At 60.4% G+C, this 14,662-nt stretch carries 12 protein-coding genes; 7 read left to right on the forward strand and 5 right to left on the reverse strand.

The features are described from left to right. Positions 1 to 71: 71 nt before the first annotated feature. On the forward strand, positions 72 to 1,574 hold the full coding sequence (gene ppx / locus AC3IUF_RS28670) for an exopolyphosphatase (RefSeq protein WP_007911145.1): 1,503 nt from the start codon (positions 72 to 74) through the stop codon (positions 1,572 to 1,574). Positions 1,575 to 1,831: 257 nt separating this feature from the next. Here the strand turns inward: ppx and ppk1 are convergent, their stop codons facing one another. Together ppk1 and hemB are read right to left on the reverse strand one after the other, a co-directional pair. Then, positions 1,832 to 4,057 (reverse strand): polyphosphate kinase 1, encoded by a 2,226-nt coding sequence (gene ppk1, locus AC3IUF_RS28675; protein ID WP_038359078.1) that lies wholly within the window; start codon positions 4,055 to 4,057, stop codon positions 1,832 to 1,834. Positions 4,058 to 4,075: 18 nt separating this feature from the next. After that, positions 4,076 to 5,089, reverse strand: a complete 1,014-nt coding sequence (gene hemB / locus AC3IUF_RS28680; protein WP_007950076.1) for a porphobilinogen synthase — start codon at positions 5,087 to 5,089, stop codon at positions 4,076 to 4,078. A 207-nt stretch (positions 5,090 to 5,296) separates the two neighbouring features. Between hemB and AC3IUF_RS28685 the strand changes: the two genes are divergently transcribed. Together AC3IUF_RS28685 and elbB are read left to right on the forward strand one after the other, a co-directional pair. Next, entirely contained in the window at positions 5,297 to 5,947 is a 651-nt protein-coding gene (locus AC3IUF_RS28685) for a DedA family protein (protein WP_095112847.1), read from the forward strand. 280 nt (positions 5,948 to 6,227) lie between these two features. Continuing rightward, complete coding sequence (elbB, locus tag AC3IUF_RS28690; RefSeq protein ID WP_007911139.1) at positions 6,228 to 6,896, forward strand: isoprenoid biosynthesis glyoxalase ElbB; 669 nt, start codon at positions 6,228 to 6,230, stop codon at positions 6,894 to 6,896. 153 nt (positions 6,897 to 7,049) lie between these two features. Here elbB and AC3IUF_RS28695 read toward each other — a convergent pair whose 3' ends face one another. The 3 genes from AC3IUF_RS28695 to AC3IUF_RS28705 form a co-directional block, all read right to left on the reverse strand. Then, positions 7,050 to 7,505 carry a YaiI/YqxD family protein gene (locus tag AC3IUF_RS28695; protein WP_007911138.1) on the reverse strand — a complete coding sequence of 152 codons (456 nt, stop codon included), beginning with the start codon at positions 7,503 to 7,505 and terminating at the stop codon, positions 7,050 to 7,052. 134 nt (positions 7,506 to 7,639) lie between these two features. Continuing rightward, positions 7,640 to 9,538: an FTR1 family protein gene (locus AC3IUF_RS28700; RefSeq protein ID WP_414894581.1), complete on the reverse strand. Its 1,899-nt coding sequence runs from the start codon at positions 9,536 to 9,538 to the stop codon at positions 7,640 to 7,642. 77 nt (positions 9,539 to 9,615) lie between these two features. Further along, the gene (locus AC3IUF_RS28705) at positions 9,616 to 10,515 is read right to left on the reverse strand and encodes a LysR family transcriptional regulator (RefSeq protein WP_007911136.1); all 900 of its coding nucleotides are present in this window, start codon (positions 10,513 to 10,515) and stop codon (positions 9,616 to 9,618) included. A gap of 128 nt (positions 10,516 to 10,643) precedes the next feature. Between AC3IUF_RS28705 and AC3IUF_RS28710 the strand changes: the two genes are divergently transcribed. From AC3IUF_RS28710 to lpoB, 4 genes are all read left to right on the forward strand, one after another. Continuing rightward, positions 10,644 to 12,044, forward strand: a complete 1,401-nt coding sequence (locus AC3IUF_RS28710; RefSeq protein ID WP_489279913.1) for a COG3014 family protein — start codon at positions 10,644 to 10,646, stop codon at positions 12,042 to 12,044. Positions 12,045 to 12,251: 207 nt separating this feature from the next. Next, positions 12,252 to 13,646, forward strand: a complete 1,395-nt coding sequence (locus tag AC3IUF_RS28715) for a COG3014 family protein (protein ID WP_007911132.1) — start codon at positions 12,252 to 12,254, stop codon at positions 13,644 to 13,646. A gap of 15 nt (positions 13,647 to 13,661) precedes the next feature. Then, complete coding sequence (locus AC3IUF_RS28720; RefSeq protein ID WP_007911131.1) at positions 13,662 to 14,036, forward strand: YcfL family putative periplasmic lipoprotein; 375 nt, start codon at positions 13,662 to 13,664, stop codon at positions 14,034 to 14,036. 36 nt (positions 14,037 to 14,072) lie between these two features. Beyond that, on the forward strand, positions 14,073 to 14,660 hold the full coding sequence (gene lpoB, locus AC3IUF_RS28725) for a penicillin-binding protein activator LpoB (RefSeq protein ID WP_007911129.1): 588 nt from the start codon (positions 14,073 to 14,075) through the stop codon (positions 14,658 to 14,660). Positions 14,661 to 14,662: the final 2 nt, after the last annotated feature.

The following is a 14,662-nucleotide window of genomic DNA, read 5'->3' on the forward strand; positions in this document are numbered from 1 at the left end:
GAACCGTGCGCGTTGGCGCCAGCGTTTGATCGTGGCACGATGTCGGGGTTATCGACCGAGACCCCCTGACCATGCCGCAATCCCAAGCCAAGAATCTGTCCCTGATCGCCGCAATCGACCTGGGCTCGAACAGCTTTCACATGGTCGTGGCCAAGGCCCAGAACGGCGAAATCCGCATTCTCGAGCGCCTTGGCGAGAAGGTTCAGCTGGCTGCCGGCATCGACGACGAGCGCAAGCTCAACGAAGAATCGATGCAGCGCGGCCTCGATTGCCTCAAACGCTTTGCCCAACTGATCAACGGTATGCCGCTCGGCGCCGTGCGCATCGTCGGCACCAACGCTCTGCGCGAAGCGCGCAACCGCCTCGAATTCATTCATCGCGCCGAAGAAATCCTCGGTCACCCGGTGGAAGTGATTTCCGGTCGTGAAGAAGCACGTCTGATCTACCTCGGCGTCTCGCACACCCTCGCTGACACCCCGGGCAAACGTCTGGTCGCCGACATCGGCGGCGGCAGCACCGAGTTCATCATTGGCCAGCGCTTCGAACCGCTGCTGCGCGAAAGCCTGCAAATGGGCTGCGTCAGCTTCACTCAGCGCTACTTCAAGGACGGCAAGATCACCCCGGCCCGCTACGCCCAGGCATACACGGCGGCGCGGCTGGAGATCATGAGCATCGAACATGCCCTGCATCGCCTGACCTGGGATGAAGCCATCGGTTCCTCGGGCACCATCCGCGCCATCGGTCTGGCCCTGAAGGCTGGCGGTCATGGCACCGGCGAGGTGAATGCCGAAGGTCTGGCCTGGCTCAAGCGGCGCCTGTTCAAGCTCGGTGACGTCGACAAGATCGATTTTGAAGGCATCAAGCCGGATCGCCGGACCATTTTCCCCGCGGGTCTGGCGATTCTCGAAGCGATTTTCGACGCCCTCGAACTGCAACGCATGGATCACTGCGACGGCGCCCTGCGTGAAGGCGTGCTCTATGACCTGCTCGGTCGCCATCATCACGAAGACGTGCGCGAACGCACCCTGACCTCGCTGATGGAGCGCTATCACGTCGATCTGGAACAGGCCGCACGAGTTGAACGCAAAGCCTTGCACGCGTTTGATCAGGTGGCGGCGGACTGGGAGCTGGATGACGGCATCTGGCGCGAACTCCTTGGCTGGGCGGCGAAAGTTCACGAAGTCGGCCTCGACATCGCGCACTATCACTACCACAAGCACGGCGCCTACCTGATCGAGCACTCGGACCTCGCCGGGTTCTCCCGCGAAGACCAACAGATGCTCGCGCTATTGGTGCGCGGCCATCGCCGCAACATTCCCAAGGACAAGTTTGCTGACTTCGGCGACGACGGCGACAAGCTGATCCGTCTGTGCGTGCTGCTGCGCTTTGCGATCCTGTTCCACCACATTCGTGGCACCCAGACCATGCCGCAGGTGGTATTGCACGCCAAGGGCAACACCCTGGATGTGGAATTCCCGGAGAACTGGCTGGATGAGAATCAGCTGACTCAGGCGGATTTCGGCCTTGAGGCGGATTGGCTGACGCGGGTGGGGATTGTGCTCACGGTCCACTGAGCCTCGATTGGGCATAAAAAAGGCGATCCTTCTGGATCGCCTTTTTTATTGGGTGTTCGGCTGGGATTTAGTGGTGTGCGTGAGATCGATGCCCCTCACCCCAGCCCTCTCCCGAGGGAGAGGGAGCCGATCTCCGTTGGCTTCGAAGCCTGAGTTCGACTCGGTATTGCAAGTCGGCGCAACCCTGACATTCACCTCGGTCAGTCCCCTCTCCCTCTGGGAGAGGGTTAGGGTGAGGGGCTCTTTTGCTTCTGACTTTAGCTGCTCACCGGCAAGATCGGGCTACCCAACCGCTCCAGCAACGTCGCCTGCGCACTCCTCGGGTTCTGGTTGCCGGTCGGCGTGTTCCGGATGTAACGGCCATCCGACTGCAAGCTCCAGCTATGAGTGTTGTCAGTCAAATACAACTCCAGCTCTTTCTTCACCCGGGTCAGCAGCTTCTTGCCTTCCACCGGGAAGCAAGTCTCGACACGCTTGTCGAGGTTGCGCTCCATCCAGTCGGCGCTGGAGAGGAACATCTGCTCGTCGCCGCCATTGAGGAAGTAGAACACCCGCGTGTGCTCGAGGAAGCGGCCGATGATCGAGCGCACGTGAATGTTGTGCGAAACCCCGGCAATCCCCGGACGCAGACAGCACATGCCGCGCACCACCAGGTCGATACGCACACCGGACTGGCTGGCCTTGTACAGCGCGCGAATGATCTTCGGATCGGTCAGCGAGTTGAACTTGGCAATGATGTGCGCCGGCTTGCCTTCAACAGCGAACTGGGTCTCACGGGCAATCATGTCGAGCATGCCCTTCTTCAGGGTAAACGGCGCATGCAGCAGCTTCTTCATGCGCAGGGTTTTACCCATGCCGATCAGCTGGCTGAACAGTTTGCCGACGTCTTCGCACAAAGCGTCGTCGGAGGTCAGCAGGCTGTAGTCGGTGTACAGCTTGGCGTTGCCGGCGTGGTAGTTACCGGTGCCGAGGTGCGCGTAGCGGACGATTTCGCCGGCTTCGCGACGCAGGATCAGCATCATCTTGGCGTGGGTCTTGAAGCCGACCACACCGTAAATCACCACCGCACCGGCCGCTTGCAGACGGCTGGCCAGTTGCAGGTTGGACTCTTCGTCGAACCGCGCACGCAGCTCGATGACCGCCGTCACTTCCTTGCCGTTACGCGCGGCATCCACCAGCGCATCGACGATTTCGGAGTTGGCGCCGGAACGGTACAGGGTCTGACGCACAGCGAGAACGTGCGGGTCTTTGGCGGCTTGACGCAGCAGGTCGACCACCGGGGTGAACGACTCGAATGGGTGCAGCAAGAGGATGTCCTGCTTGCTGACCACGCTGAAGATGTTTTCGCTGTTCTGCAGCAGCTTCGGGATCTGCGGGGTGAACGGCGTGTATTGCAGCTCCGGATGGCTGTCCAGGCCGGTGATGCTGAACAGCCGCGTCAGGTTGACCGGGCCGTTGACCTGATACAGCTCGCTCTCGCTCAGGTTGAACTGCTTGAGCAGGTAGTCCGAAAGATGTTTCGGGCAAGTGTCGGCGACTTCCAGACGCACCGCATCACCGTAACGACGCGAGAACAACTCGCCACGCAGGGCGCGGGCCAGGTCTTCGACATCTTCGGAGTCGAGCGCCAGGTCGGCGTTTCGGGTCAGACGGAACTGGTAGCAGCCTTTTACCTTCATGCCTTGGAACAGGTCATCGGCGTGAGCGTGGATCATCGACGACAGGAACACATAGTTGTCGCCCGGGCCGCCGACTTCTTCCGGCACCTTGATGATCCGTGGCAGCAAGCGCGGTGCCGGGATGATTGCCAGACCGGAGTCGCGACCGAAGGCGTCGATGCCTTCCAGCTCGACGATGAAGTTCAGGCTCTTGTTCACCAGCAACGGGAACGGGTGCGTCGGGTCGAGCCCGATCGGGGTGATGATCGGTGCGATCTCGTCGCGGAAATAGCGGCGCACCCAGGTTTTGATCTTGACCGTCCAGTGGCGGCGACGGATGAAGCGCACCTGATGCTTTTCCAGCTCCGGCAACAGAATGTCGTTGAGGATCGCGTACTGACGATCAACATGACCGTGGACCAGCTCGCTGATCCGCGCCAGCGCCTGATGCGGTTGCAAGCCATCAGCTCCGGCCTGCTCACGGGCGAAGGTGATCTGCTTCTTCAGACCGGCGACGCGGATTTCAAAGAATTCATCGAGGTTGCTGGAGAAGATCAGCAGGAACTTCAAGCGTTCCAGCAACGGATAGGACTCGTCCAGCGCCTGTTCCAGCACGCGGATATTGAATTGCAGTTGCGAAAGCTCACGGTGGATGTACAGGCTGCTGTCATCCAGGCCCGGTATGGCAATCACTGGCGCCGCCGCGACAGGTTCGGCGACTGGCGCGGGTGGCGCAGGCTCCAGTTCCGGCGGGGTTTCGGTGATTTGCTCGACCACCGGTTGAGCTTCTTTTACTGCAACTTCCGTGAGTCCTTCGGTATTCATTGAATGTTCCTGGGAGGGCTATTTCTGCTCTCGTAACAATTGAGCGGCGCGGACAGCAAAGTAAGTCAGGATGCCATCAGCGCCGGCACGTTTAAAGGCGGTCAGTGATTCGACAATCACCGCCTCGCTCAACCAGCCATTCTGGATCGCCGCCATGTGCATGGCGTATTCGCCGCTAACCTGATAGACGAAGGTCGGCACTTTGAAGGCATCTTTTACCCGGAAAAGAATGTCCAGGTAGGGCATGCCCGGTTTGACCATGACCATGTCCGCGCCTTCAGACAAGTCCGCTCCGACTTCGTGCAGCGCTTCGTCGCTGTTGGCCGGGTCCATCTGATAGGAGGCCTTGTTGGCCTTGCCAAGGTTCGACGCCGAACCGACAGCATCGCGGAACGGGCCGTAATAGGCGCTGGCGTACTTGGCCGAGTAGGCCATGATCCGCACATTGACGTGGCCGGCGATTTCCAGCGCTTCGCGGATCGCCTGAATGCGACCGTCCATCATGTCCGACGGCGCGACCACCTGAGCGCCGGCTTCGGCATGGGACAAGGCCTGGCGGACCAGTGCGTCGACGGTGATGTCGTTCTGTACGTAGCCTTCTTCGTCGAGAATGCCGTCCTGACCGTGGGTGGTGAACGGATCAAGCGCAACGTCGGTGATCACCCCCAGTTCCGGGAAACGCTCACGCAGCGCGCGGGTGGCGCGCTGGGCGATGCCTTCGGGGTTCCAGGCTTCAGCAGCGTCGAGGGACTTCAATTCAGGTGGGGTGACCGGAAACAGCGCCAGCGCCGGAATCCCCAGCTCGACCCACTTCGCCGCCTCTTCCAGCAGCAAGTCGATAGTCAGCCGCTCTACCCCAGGCATCGAAGCCACGGCTTCGCGGCGGTTTTCACCGTCGAGCACGAACACCGGCAGGATCAGGTCATCGACCGTCAGCACATTTTCCCGCACCAGCCGACGCGAAAAATCATCACGACGGTTGCGACGCAGGCGAGTGGCAGGGAACAGACGATTGGCGGGGGTAAAGCTCACGGCAGACTCCTGAGCCCGCGCAAACGGGCGAGCGTGACAGTTATAGACGGCCATTATGACGAACAGATGACAGTTGTGTGAGACCTGTGACGTGTAGCCGCATTCCATTCTCAGTGTAGGAATTGTTCACGTCGAGACACATTTGGACACTTTCATGAATGTGTCCGAAGGGTTAGGCTGCGCGTTCATTTCGCCAGCACCCAGACAATGCTCCAACAATTTCTGCATGACTTTGGCTATTTTGCCTTGTTCCTCGGCACGTTCTTCGAAGGCGAAACCATCCTGGTGCTCGCGGGCTTCCTCGCGTTCCGTGGATACATGGACATCAACCTGGTGGTGGTCGTGGCGTTCTGCGGCAGCTATGCCGGCGATCAGCTGTGGTACTTCCTCGGCCGCAAACACGGGCGCAAATTGCTCGCGCGCAAACCGCGCTGGCAGCTGATGGGCGACCGCGCGCTGGAGCACATTCGCAAGCATCCTGACATTTGGGTGTTGAGCTTCCGTTTCGTTTACGGTCTGCGCACGGTGATGCCGGTGGCGATCGGCCTGTCGGGTTATCCGCCGGGACGTTATCTGCTGCTCAACGGCATCGGTGCGGCGATCTGGGCGACCGCGCTGGCCGCCGCCGCTTACCACTTCGGTGCAGTGCTGGAAGGCATGCTCGGCAGCATCAAGAAGTACGAGCTGTGGGTGCTGGGTGCGTTGCTGGTGCTGGGTGTCGGTCTGTGGCTGCGCCGCCGCTTCAAGAATGCGCGGCTGGCCAAACAGATCTACGCCGACGAGCAAGCCGCGAAAGCGGCACTGCTGAGTCAAGCCGAAGTGGCCAAACCTGCCGAACCGAAGACGCCAGCCGAGTAACTCGCTGGCGACTGGCGTACAGCCATGCGCACAGCGCGGGCTGGCCGCCTCTTTCAATCATTTGCCCCCTCTGCGCTAGCGGACTGCCGTTCGCCAGCGGCGTTCTCACGCGAAAAATCTCCCGCTCGTTTTCGCAGCAGGCAACCGCAAATAATGAACACCCCGCCGTTGTTGCGATCCATGTAGAAAGCGCTCCATGCAGGTGCCGCCAGCTCTTGAGCCTATGGCAACGCGCGATAATTTAGTGGACATTTAGCGCCATGAATCTGGAGAGAAACCCATGAGCAAAAAAGTTGCAGTGATCCTGTCCGGCAGTGGCGTGTACGACGGCGCCGAAATCCATGAAAGCGTCATCACCCTGCTGCGCCTCGACCAACGTGGCGCGCAGGTACAGTGCTTCGCCCCGAACATCGCGCAATTGCATGTGATAAATCACCTGACCGGCGAAGAAATGCCCGAGTCGCGCAACGTCCTGGTGGAATCGGCGCGCATTGCCCGCGGCAACATCAAGGACATCCGCGACGCCGATGTCGACGACTTCGATGCGCTGATCGTGCCGGGAGGGTTTGGTGCGGCGAAGAACCTTTCGAACTTTGCCGTTGAAGGCGCGGGCTGCACCGTGCAGCCGCAAGTGCTGGCCTTGGCCGAAGCATTCGCCGAAGCAGGCAAACCGGTGGGCCTGATGTGCATTTCCCCGGCATTGGCGGCGAAGATCTATGGCCCGGGCGTGACCTGCACCATCGGCAACGACGCCGACACCGCCACGGCGATGAACAAGATGGGTGCCACTCATGAAGACTGCGCGGTGACGGAAATCATCGAAGACAAGGCGCGCAAACTGGTGACGACCCCGGCTTACATGCTGGCGCAGAACATCAGTGAGGCGGCATCCGGAATCAACAAGCTGGTAGATCGCGTCCTCGAACTGACCCACGAAAACGACGCCTGATTCCCCGTATGATCGTTCCCACGCTCTGCGTGGGAATGCCGCCATTGGCGCTCCGCGCCTGCTCACTTTGGCGTTACATTTGCGGTAAGACCGGAACGCAGAGCGTCCCAAGATGCATTCCCACGCGGAGCGTGGGAATGATCGTCATAAGGCTCAGGGTTTGCGCGTCAGTCGGGTCAGGATCCGGTCCAGCGCATTGGCAAACGCCTGTTTCTCGCGATCGCCAAACGGCGCCGGTCCGCCGCTCATCTGGCCTTGTTCGCGCAGATCAGTGAACAGATTGCGCACGGCCAAGCGCTCGCCCATGTTCTGCGCATCGAACTCCTTGCCGCGTGGATCCAGCGCCGCCACGCCCTTCTTCACCAAACGATCGGCCAATGGAATATCGCTGCAAATCACCAGCTCCCCCGGTACCGCGTGCTCGACCAGATAATCGTCTGCCGCATCCGGGCCGCTCGGCACCACGATCAGTTTGACGATGGCCAGCCCCGGCTTGATCTGCGGCTGCCCGGCCACCAGCACCACTTCGAACTGGCGCTTGAGGGCGAACTTCACCACCAGATCCTTCGCCGCCCGTGGGCATGCGTCGGCATCGATCCATACACGCATTTTCTTTACCTCTAAAAGCAAAAGATCGCAGCCTTCGGCAACTCCTACAGAGTGCGCGTCGCGCCGCAATATTGCGACATGCTACGCCCATGTAGGAGCTGCCGAAGGCTGCGATCTTTTAAGGGAGCACTCAATCAAGCAGCCGAAACCCGCCGCTTCTCCGCCACCCAACTACGCCCATACAACACCACAATCGCCAGAATCGCCACCGCTTGCGCCGTCAGCGAATAGGCATCGGCATGAATCCCCAGCCAGTCGAATTCAAAGAACGCCACCGGCCGCGTGCCAAAGATTCCGGCTTCCTGCAACGCCTTCACGCCATGCCCGGCAAACACCACCGACAACGCGCAGAGCAACGCGGCGTTGATGCTGAAGAACAGCGTCAACGGCAGTTTCGCCGAACCGCGCAGGATTACCCACGCCAGCCCCACCAGCAGCACCAATGCCGTCGCGCCACCGGCGAGGACCGCGTCATGCCCGGCCGGGCCGGCCTGCAGCCACAGGGTTTCGTAGAACAGGATCACTTCGAACAGCTCGCGATACACCGAGAAGAACGCCAGAATCGCGAAACCGAAACGCCCGCCACCACCGACCAGACTGCTCTTGATGTAATCCTGCCAGGCCGCTGCATGCCGGCGGTCATGCATCCACACACCGAGCCACAAGACCATGACACTGGCAAACAGCGCCGTGGCGCCTTCGAGCAGTTCACGCTGCGAGCCGCTGACGTCGATCACATACGCCGCCAACGCCCAGGTGCCGAGGCCGGCCAGCAGCGCCAGGCCCCAACCGACGTTGACACTGCGCACCGCTGACTGCTGGCCGGTGTTGCGCAGGAACGCAAGAATCGCCGCCAGCACCAGAATCGCTTCCAGACCTTCGCGCAGCAGAATCAGCAGGCCGGAAATGTAGCTCAGCGACCAGCTCAGGCCGTCGCTGCCGAGCAACCCGGCGGATTCCTTGAGCTTGGCCTTTGCGGCCTCCAGACGCTGCTCGGCCTGCTCGACCGGCAAACCGTCCTGCAACGATTGCCGGTAAGCCATCAGCGATTTTTCTGTGTCCTTGCGCACATTGGCGTCGACGTTATCCAGCGAGCTCTCGACCAGTTCGAAGCCTTCCAGATAGGCCGCGACCGACAGGTCGTATGCCTGATCGTGTTCGCCGGCGCGATACGCGGCAAGGCTCTTGTCCAGCGTTGCGGCGGTGTAGTCGAGCAACTGCGCCGGGCCGCGCTTGACCTGCGGCGGCTGTGCACGTTGTGCACGGAACGTCGCTGCGGCTTGCGCGCCGTCGGCGGCCTGTACCTCAGCCGGGGTCTGGCGCGCCAGATCGGCGATGTTGTAAGTCTTCTCGGCTTTGGCCGCCGCCGGATCGGCGCTGAAGCCGGCGATGTAAGTCGCCAGATCCCAACGCTGGCGATCATCAAGCTGATCGGCAAACGCCGGCATGTCGGTGCCTTCGACGCCTTGGCCAAGGGTGTTGTAGATCGCGTACAAGCTCAGGTGATCCAACCGCGCCGCATCACGCAGATTGGCCGGTGCCGGGGTCATGCCGAGCCCCGCCGGGCCGTCACCGGCGCCACTGTCGCCGTGGCACACCGAGCAATTCTGCGCATAGAGCGGCGCACCACGGGTGGGATCGGGGGTGATGATCGGTGCCTGGCTGACTTCATACGCCACCGCCAGTTGCGCGCCCAGTTGCCGCGCCTGTCGGGCCACTTCGGCGCCGTCCTGTTTCGCGGTGATCGCCGCGTGCAAGGCTTCAACGCCCTGCTCCAGCGCAGCCTTTTCAGGCTTGGCCGGCATGCCGGCGATCAAGCCTTGCAGCGCCCGCGTGAACTCCAGTTGCTCGCGGTATTCGGAATCATCGACAACCTTGCCCGCCGCTACCGTCGGCGGGTAGTCGGCGCTGATGTAATCGAGCAAATGCAGCGCTTGCGGTGCGCCTTCCACGGTATCAGCCAGCAGATTGAAGCTGCTCAGGGCAAACAACGGGAACACCAGCCAGGCCAGGAAACGGGACGCGGCAGTCATGAAGAATTCTCAAATGGAAATGCGAAGTTACATATTGTTCACTTCGAACGCGTTTCCCTCAAGCTTTGTCGGCAATTTTAGCCTAACGCCGGACTGCCGCTACGGTAGTGTTCGGCCATGAACTCAACGAACACTTTGACCTTGAGCGCCACATGCCGGGCATGGGGATACAGCGCGTAATAGTGCCGTTGACCCAGGCTGCAGTTGGGTAGCATCTGCACCAATCGTCCGCTCAACAAGTCATCCTGCACCGTCGCACGGGTGAACGCGGCAATGCCCACACCGGCCAACGCAGCGGCGTGCAGCGAGCTGATCGAATCGGCCTTGAAGCGCCCATGCGCACGGATCTGCGTGGCAACTCCGCGCGCATCGGTCAGCGTCCAGTCACTGCCACCGGCAAACGCCAGCAACTGATGCCCGGCCAGTTCCCGAACCTGCCGTACCAATCCGTGCCGTGCGATATAGGCCGGTGACGCGACCAGCAGCATCGGCGAAACCGTGAGCAACCGCGCCACCAGAGACGAATCTTCAAGCGGCCCGCAGATGCGCAACGCGACATCGAGGCCTTCGGCGATCAGATCGACAAAACGGTCATCGCAGGACAGATCAACTTCAATCTCGGGATAACGCTGTTGAAACCCTGGCAGCCACTTCGCCAGTTCCAGCGTACCGATGACCACGGGCGCACTGATGCGCAAGACACCACTGGGTTTCTCCTGGGCCTGACCGACCGCCACAGCGGCCTGATCAAGGCGATCGAGAATATCCACGCAGGCGAGGTAATACTGCTGCCCCGCCGTGGTCAGGCTGAAACGCCGGGTGTTGCGATTGATCAGACGCGTGCCCAGCTCGGCTTCCAGTTGCTGCAACTGCCGGGAGATGGTCGAGTGCGTAGTCTCGAGCCGTTCCGCCGCTGCACTGAAACCGCGACACTCGACGATGCAACGGAACGCACGCATGGCCAGCAGTTGATTCATTGAAGTACCGCAACTCAATTGATCGGTGAGCGGGCAAGCCTAGCGCAATCCATACCACCCCGGCAGCTGCAAAGCGCCCCTATAATGCGCCATCATTTCGCCCTCTCCGTTCAAGGAAGAACCCGCTCATGCGCCACTGTTTGTTGCCGTCCCTGCTGATCGCCACCCTTGTGCAACTCAGTGGTTGCGCCGCTTACCGTGATTACGACCTGGAACTGCAACAGACCACGCAACAGCTCAAGGCCGGCAATATCGGCGGTTCACTGGCCTTGATCGAGGCACACAACCCGGGCGAAGAAAAGGATTTGCTCTATTACTTCGAGAAGGGTGCGGTGCTAAGCGCTGGCGGTGAATTCCCGCAGAGCCAGATTGCCTGGCGTAGCGCCGAGCAAATGGTCATACAGCGCCAGGACACCATTGAAACCACTGGCGACAAATTGCTCGCCGCCATGGGCAATCAGTGGGGCAGCATCATCAATGACAAGCTGCGCCGCTACGATGGCTACGACTACGAAAAAGTCATGCTGACCACGCAAATGGCCCTCAACCAACTGGCCCTGAATGACTTTGACGGTGCCCGCGCCGACATCAAGAAAACCCACGAGCGTGAAGCATTGATCGCCCGGCAGCGAGAACTGGAATACGAGCGTGTCGAGGAGGCGGCCAAGGCCAGCGGCGCCCGCGTCCATTACAAGGACCTGCAAGGCTACCCAGTGGTCATGCTGGAATCATCCGCCGTCATCGCCTTGAAGAACGGCTATCAGAGCGCGTTCAGTCACTATCTCGCCGGTTTTACCTACGAAGCGCTCGGCGAGAAAGATCTGGCAGCGCCCGGCTATCGTCAGGCGATCGAACTGCGCCCGGACATGGCGTTTTTCCAGCAGGCATTGCGCGACCTCGACAACCCTGGACTGAAGGCAGACGAAAGCGACGTACTGATCATCGTGCAGAGCGGCCTGGCACCGGCCCGCAGTTCCGTGCGCGTGCCCTATCCGGTGAAGTTGGCGGACGGGCAAGTCATCGTCGCCAATGTATCGTTTCCCGTGATGGTGCCAGACACATCCACACCTTCATTCAATCAAGTGAGCATCGACGGTCGTCAGAAAAAGCTGATCGCCGTCAACAGCATTACCGACATGTCCTTGCGCACCCTGCGTGACGACATGCCGGGCATTATCCAGCGTACGACCTATCGGGCCTTTCTGGCGGCTGACGTTCAAGCCACGGACAACCGACGCGACCCGAGCAAAGCCTCCTATGTCACTCACTGGGACGGTTTCGAGCAGGCCGACACCCGCACCTGGCGCACCTTGCCCAACCTCACCCAAGTCGTGCGTCTGCGCCTGAAAAAGGGTGATCACCTGATCAGCCTGCCTAACTCGCCCGGCGCTGCTCCAATGAAAATCCGCATCGACCAGAATCGCCAGGTTATCGGCCTGCGCGCCTTGGGTGAGCACGTGTTTGCCAATGGCAGCGCCTTCCAGTCCAGCGGGGCACCGGCAAGCAGCGTGGTATCCAACCTGAAATAAGTAATGGCATCTAACTAACCAGTGCAATTAAAAAGCTATTACATAGCCACTACCACCCGCTTATAATGCCGCGCCCTCGCTGTTGCGAAACGGCATTAAAGCTCCTCAGGTTATGAGGAATTGGCAGGAGGCCAGTGCCACTGTCGATGGGTCACACCAGCCCGACCAGCATCCGCGGCTGTATTACTCCAGGGAAGAAGTACCCCCATGGCATTCCGCGCCCCCACTCTGATCGCGCTCAGCGCCGTCACTCTGCTGTCCGGCTGTTCGGCGTTTCGCAATTACGACTCTGAATTGGCACAGACCAATCAGCAACTGGCCACCGGCAACGTCGACGCCGCGCTGACTCTGCTGGAAAAGAACAACACCGGCCCTGATAAAGACCTGCTCTATTACTTCGAGAAAGGTGAGTTGCTGCGCGCCAAGGGCGACCTCTCCGGCAGCCAGAATGCCTGGACCAGCGCCGACCAGGTGGTTGGCAAGTGGGAAGACTCGGTCAAGCTCGATACCGACAAGTACCTGGCCCAGTTCGGCAGTTTCCTGGTCAACGACAAAGTGCGTCGCTACGAAGGCTATGACTACGAAAAAGTCATGTTGACCACGCAGATGGCCCTGAACCTGCTGGCAGTCAACGATTTCGACGGCGCACGTACTGCGATCAAGAAAACTCACGAACGTGAAGCAGTGATCGCCGAGCTGCGTGACAAGGAATACCTCAAGAGCGAGGAAGAAGCCGAAAAAGAAGGCATCAAGACGCAGTACAAGGACCTGCAAGGCTACCCGGTCGCCAGTCTCGACGCGCCGGAAGTGGTTGGCCTGAAAAACAGCTACCAGAGTGCGTTCAGCCATTACCTGTCCGGTTTCGTCTATGAAGCCCTGGGCGAGAAAGGCCTGGCTGCACCGGGCTACCGCAAGGCTGCCGAACTGCGCCCGAACACGCCGCTGCTGGAGCAGGCGCTGGTCAATCTCGACAAGCCGAGCAAGTCCGACGACAGCGACATTCTGATCGTTGTGCAAAGCGGTCTGGCCCCAGCCCGCGACTCGATCCGCGTTCCGCTGCCATTGCCGATCTCCAACAATGTGGTGATCACGCCGCTGTCGTTCCCGATCATCAAACCGGACACCTCCACGGCGACTTTCGCGCAAATCGGCGTCGACGGTCAGCAGGTCGATCTGACCGCGCTCAACAGCACCACCGCCATGTCCCGCCGCGCTCTGCGTGACGACATGCCGGGGATCATTCTGCGCACCACCGTGCGGGCGATCACCAAAGGTGTGGCGCAGAAGAAGATCAACGAAACCAACCCCCTGGCCGGTCTGGCCGTCGGTATCTCTTCAGCTGTGCTCGAAGGTGCCGATACCCGTACGTGGCGTACCCTGCCGGACAACACCCAAGTGGTGCGTCTGCGACTGAAAAAGGGTGAGCATCAGGTTACCCTGCCGAGCGCCGTCGGCGGTTCGGTGGTCAAGGTGACTGTCGATCAGCGTTATCAGGTGATCAGCCTGCGCGCTGTGGGCAACCAGGTGTTCGCCGGCGGTCTCGCCGCTCACGTGATCCCGAGCGCCGGCGCAACCAACGTCGCCAGCCTCAAACAACCTTAAGAACGGAGTCTTTGCATGCGCTTCAAACTCATCGCCGTCGCCGCCCTCGCCTTGCTGGCGAGCGGTTGCGCCACCCCGCCACCGCCAGAGCCGGGCAGCGCCGCGAGCAAAGTCGTGGCCATGGGTCCGCAGAAACACATCGTCGTCGGCGCCATGCGCGTCGCTCGCGAAAACGGCTTCATGACGGTCAATGTGCAGTTGAGCAACACCCTCAACAGCAACAAGATTTTCTACTACCGCTTTGCCTGGCTCGGCGCGGAAGGTTTCCCGATCGCCGAAGAAGAAGTGTGGAAAAGCCAAATGATGTACGGCGCCCAGACCAGCTTCATTCAGGGGATTGCCCCGACCCCGAAAGCCGTGGACTTCCGTCTGGAAATCAAGACGCCGTAAGCCTGACACCCTATTTCTGATTTAGAGAGCATTCCCATGTTTGTACGCTTTTCCTGCATCGCCGTTATCGCCCTGCTGGCCTCCGGTTGCGCCAACACTTCGCCGACCCTGGGCAGCAAGAACATCAGCTACGGCGACACCAAAGCGGTTGAAACCGTGACCAACGAATTCGGTTCGACCGACCTGCAAATGATCGCCGAGTCGATGACCCGCTCGCTGGCTCAGTCCGGCATTCTGCAGGGCCGTCCGGTGGTTCAGGTCTACGACGTGAAGAACAAGACCAGCGAGTACATCGACACTCGCGAAATCACCACCAGCATCAAGACTCAACTGATGAAAACCGGCGTAGCGCGCTTTGCCAGTGACAACAACGCGATGCAGAGCCAGGTTGACCAGCTCAAGCTGCAAAACCAGAGCGGCCTGTACAAGAAGAGCACCGTGGCCAAGACTGGCAACATGGTTGCCGCCAAGTACCGCATCGAAGGTTCGATCAGCTCGATCGTCAAGCGCAGCAGCGACTACAAGGACGTCTTCTACAAATTCAGCCTGCAACTGATCGACGTTGAAAGCGGTCTGGCCGAGTGGATGGACGAAAAAGAGATCCGCAAAACCACGGAGCGTTAATT

It is taken from the genome of Pseudomonas sp. KH_040 (assembly GCF_057839305.1).

Bases quoted from the DNA above. Each gene is read 5' to 3' on its own strand.
- elbB (WP_007911139.1), top strand. From the start codon at position 6,228: ATGAGCAAAAAAGTTGCAGTGATCCTGTCCGGCAGTGGCGTGTACGAC.
- AC3IUF_RS28705 (WP_007911136.1), bottom strand. From the start codon at position 10,515: ATGAATCAACTGCTGGCCATGCGTGCGTTCCGTTGCATCGTCGAGTGT.
- AC3IUF_RS28710 (WP_489279913.1), top strand. From the start codon at position 10,644: ATGCGCCACTGTTTGTTGCCGTCCCTGCTGATCGCCACCCTTGTGCAA.
- AC3IUF_RS28720 (WP_007911131.1), top strand. From the start codon at position 13,662: ATGCGCTTCAAACTCATCGCCGTCGCCGCCCTCGCCTTGCTGGCGAGC.
- AC3IUF_RS28700 (WP_414894581.1), bottom strand. From the start codon at position 9,538: ATGACTGCCGCGTCCCGTTTCCTGGCCTGGCTGGTGTTCCCGTTGTTT.
- AC3IUF_RS28695 (WP_007911138.1), bottom strand. From the start codon at position 7,505: ATGCGTGTATGGATCGATGCCGACGCATGCCCACGGGCGGCGAAGGAT.
- lpoB (WP_007911129.1), top strand. From the start codon at position 14,073: ATGTTTGTACGCTTTTCCTGCATCGCCGTTATCGCCCTGCTGGCCTCC.
- ppk1 (WP_038359078.1), bottom strand. From the start codon at position 4,057: ATGAATACCGAAGGACTCACGGAAGTTGCAGTAAAAGAAGCTCAACCG.
- ppx (WP_007911145.1), top strand. From the start codon at position 72: ATGCCGCAATCCCAAGCCAAGAATCTGTCCCTGATCGCCGCAATCGAC.
- AC3IUF_RS28685 (WP_095112847.1), top strand. From the start codon at position 5,297: ATGCTCCAACAATTTCTGCATGACTTTGGCTATTTTGCCTTGTTCCTC.
- AC3IUF_RS28715 (WP_007911132.1), top strand. From the start codon at position 12,252: ATGGCATTCCGCGCCCCCACTCTGATCGCGCTCAGCGCCGTCACTCTG.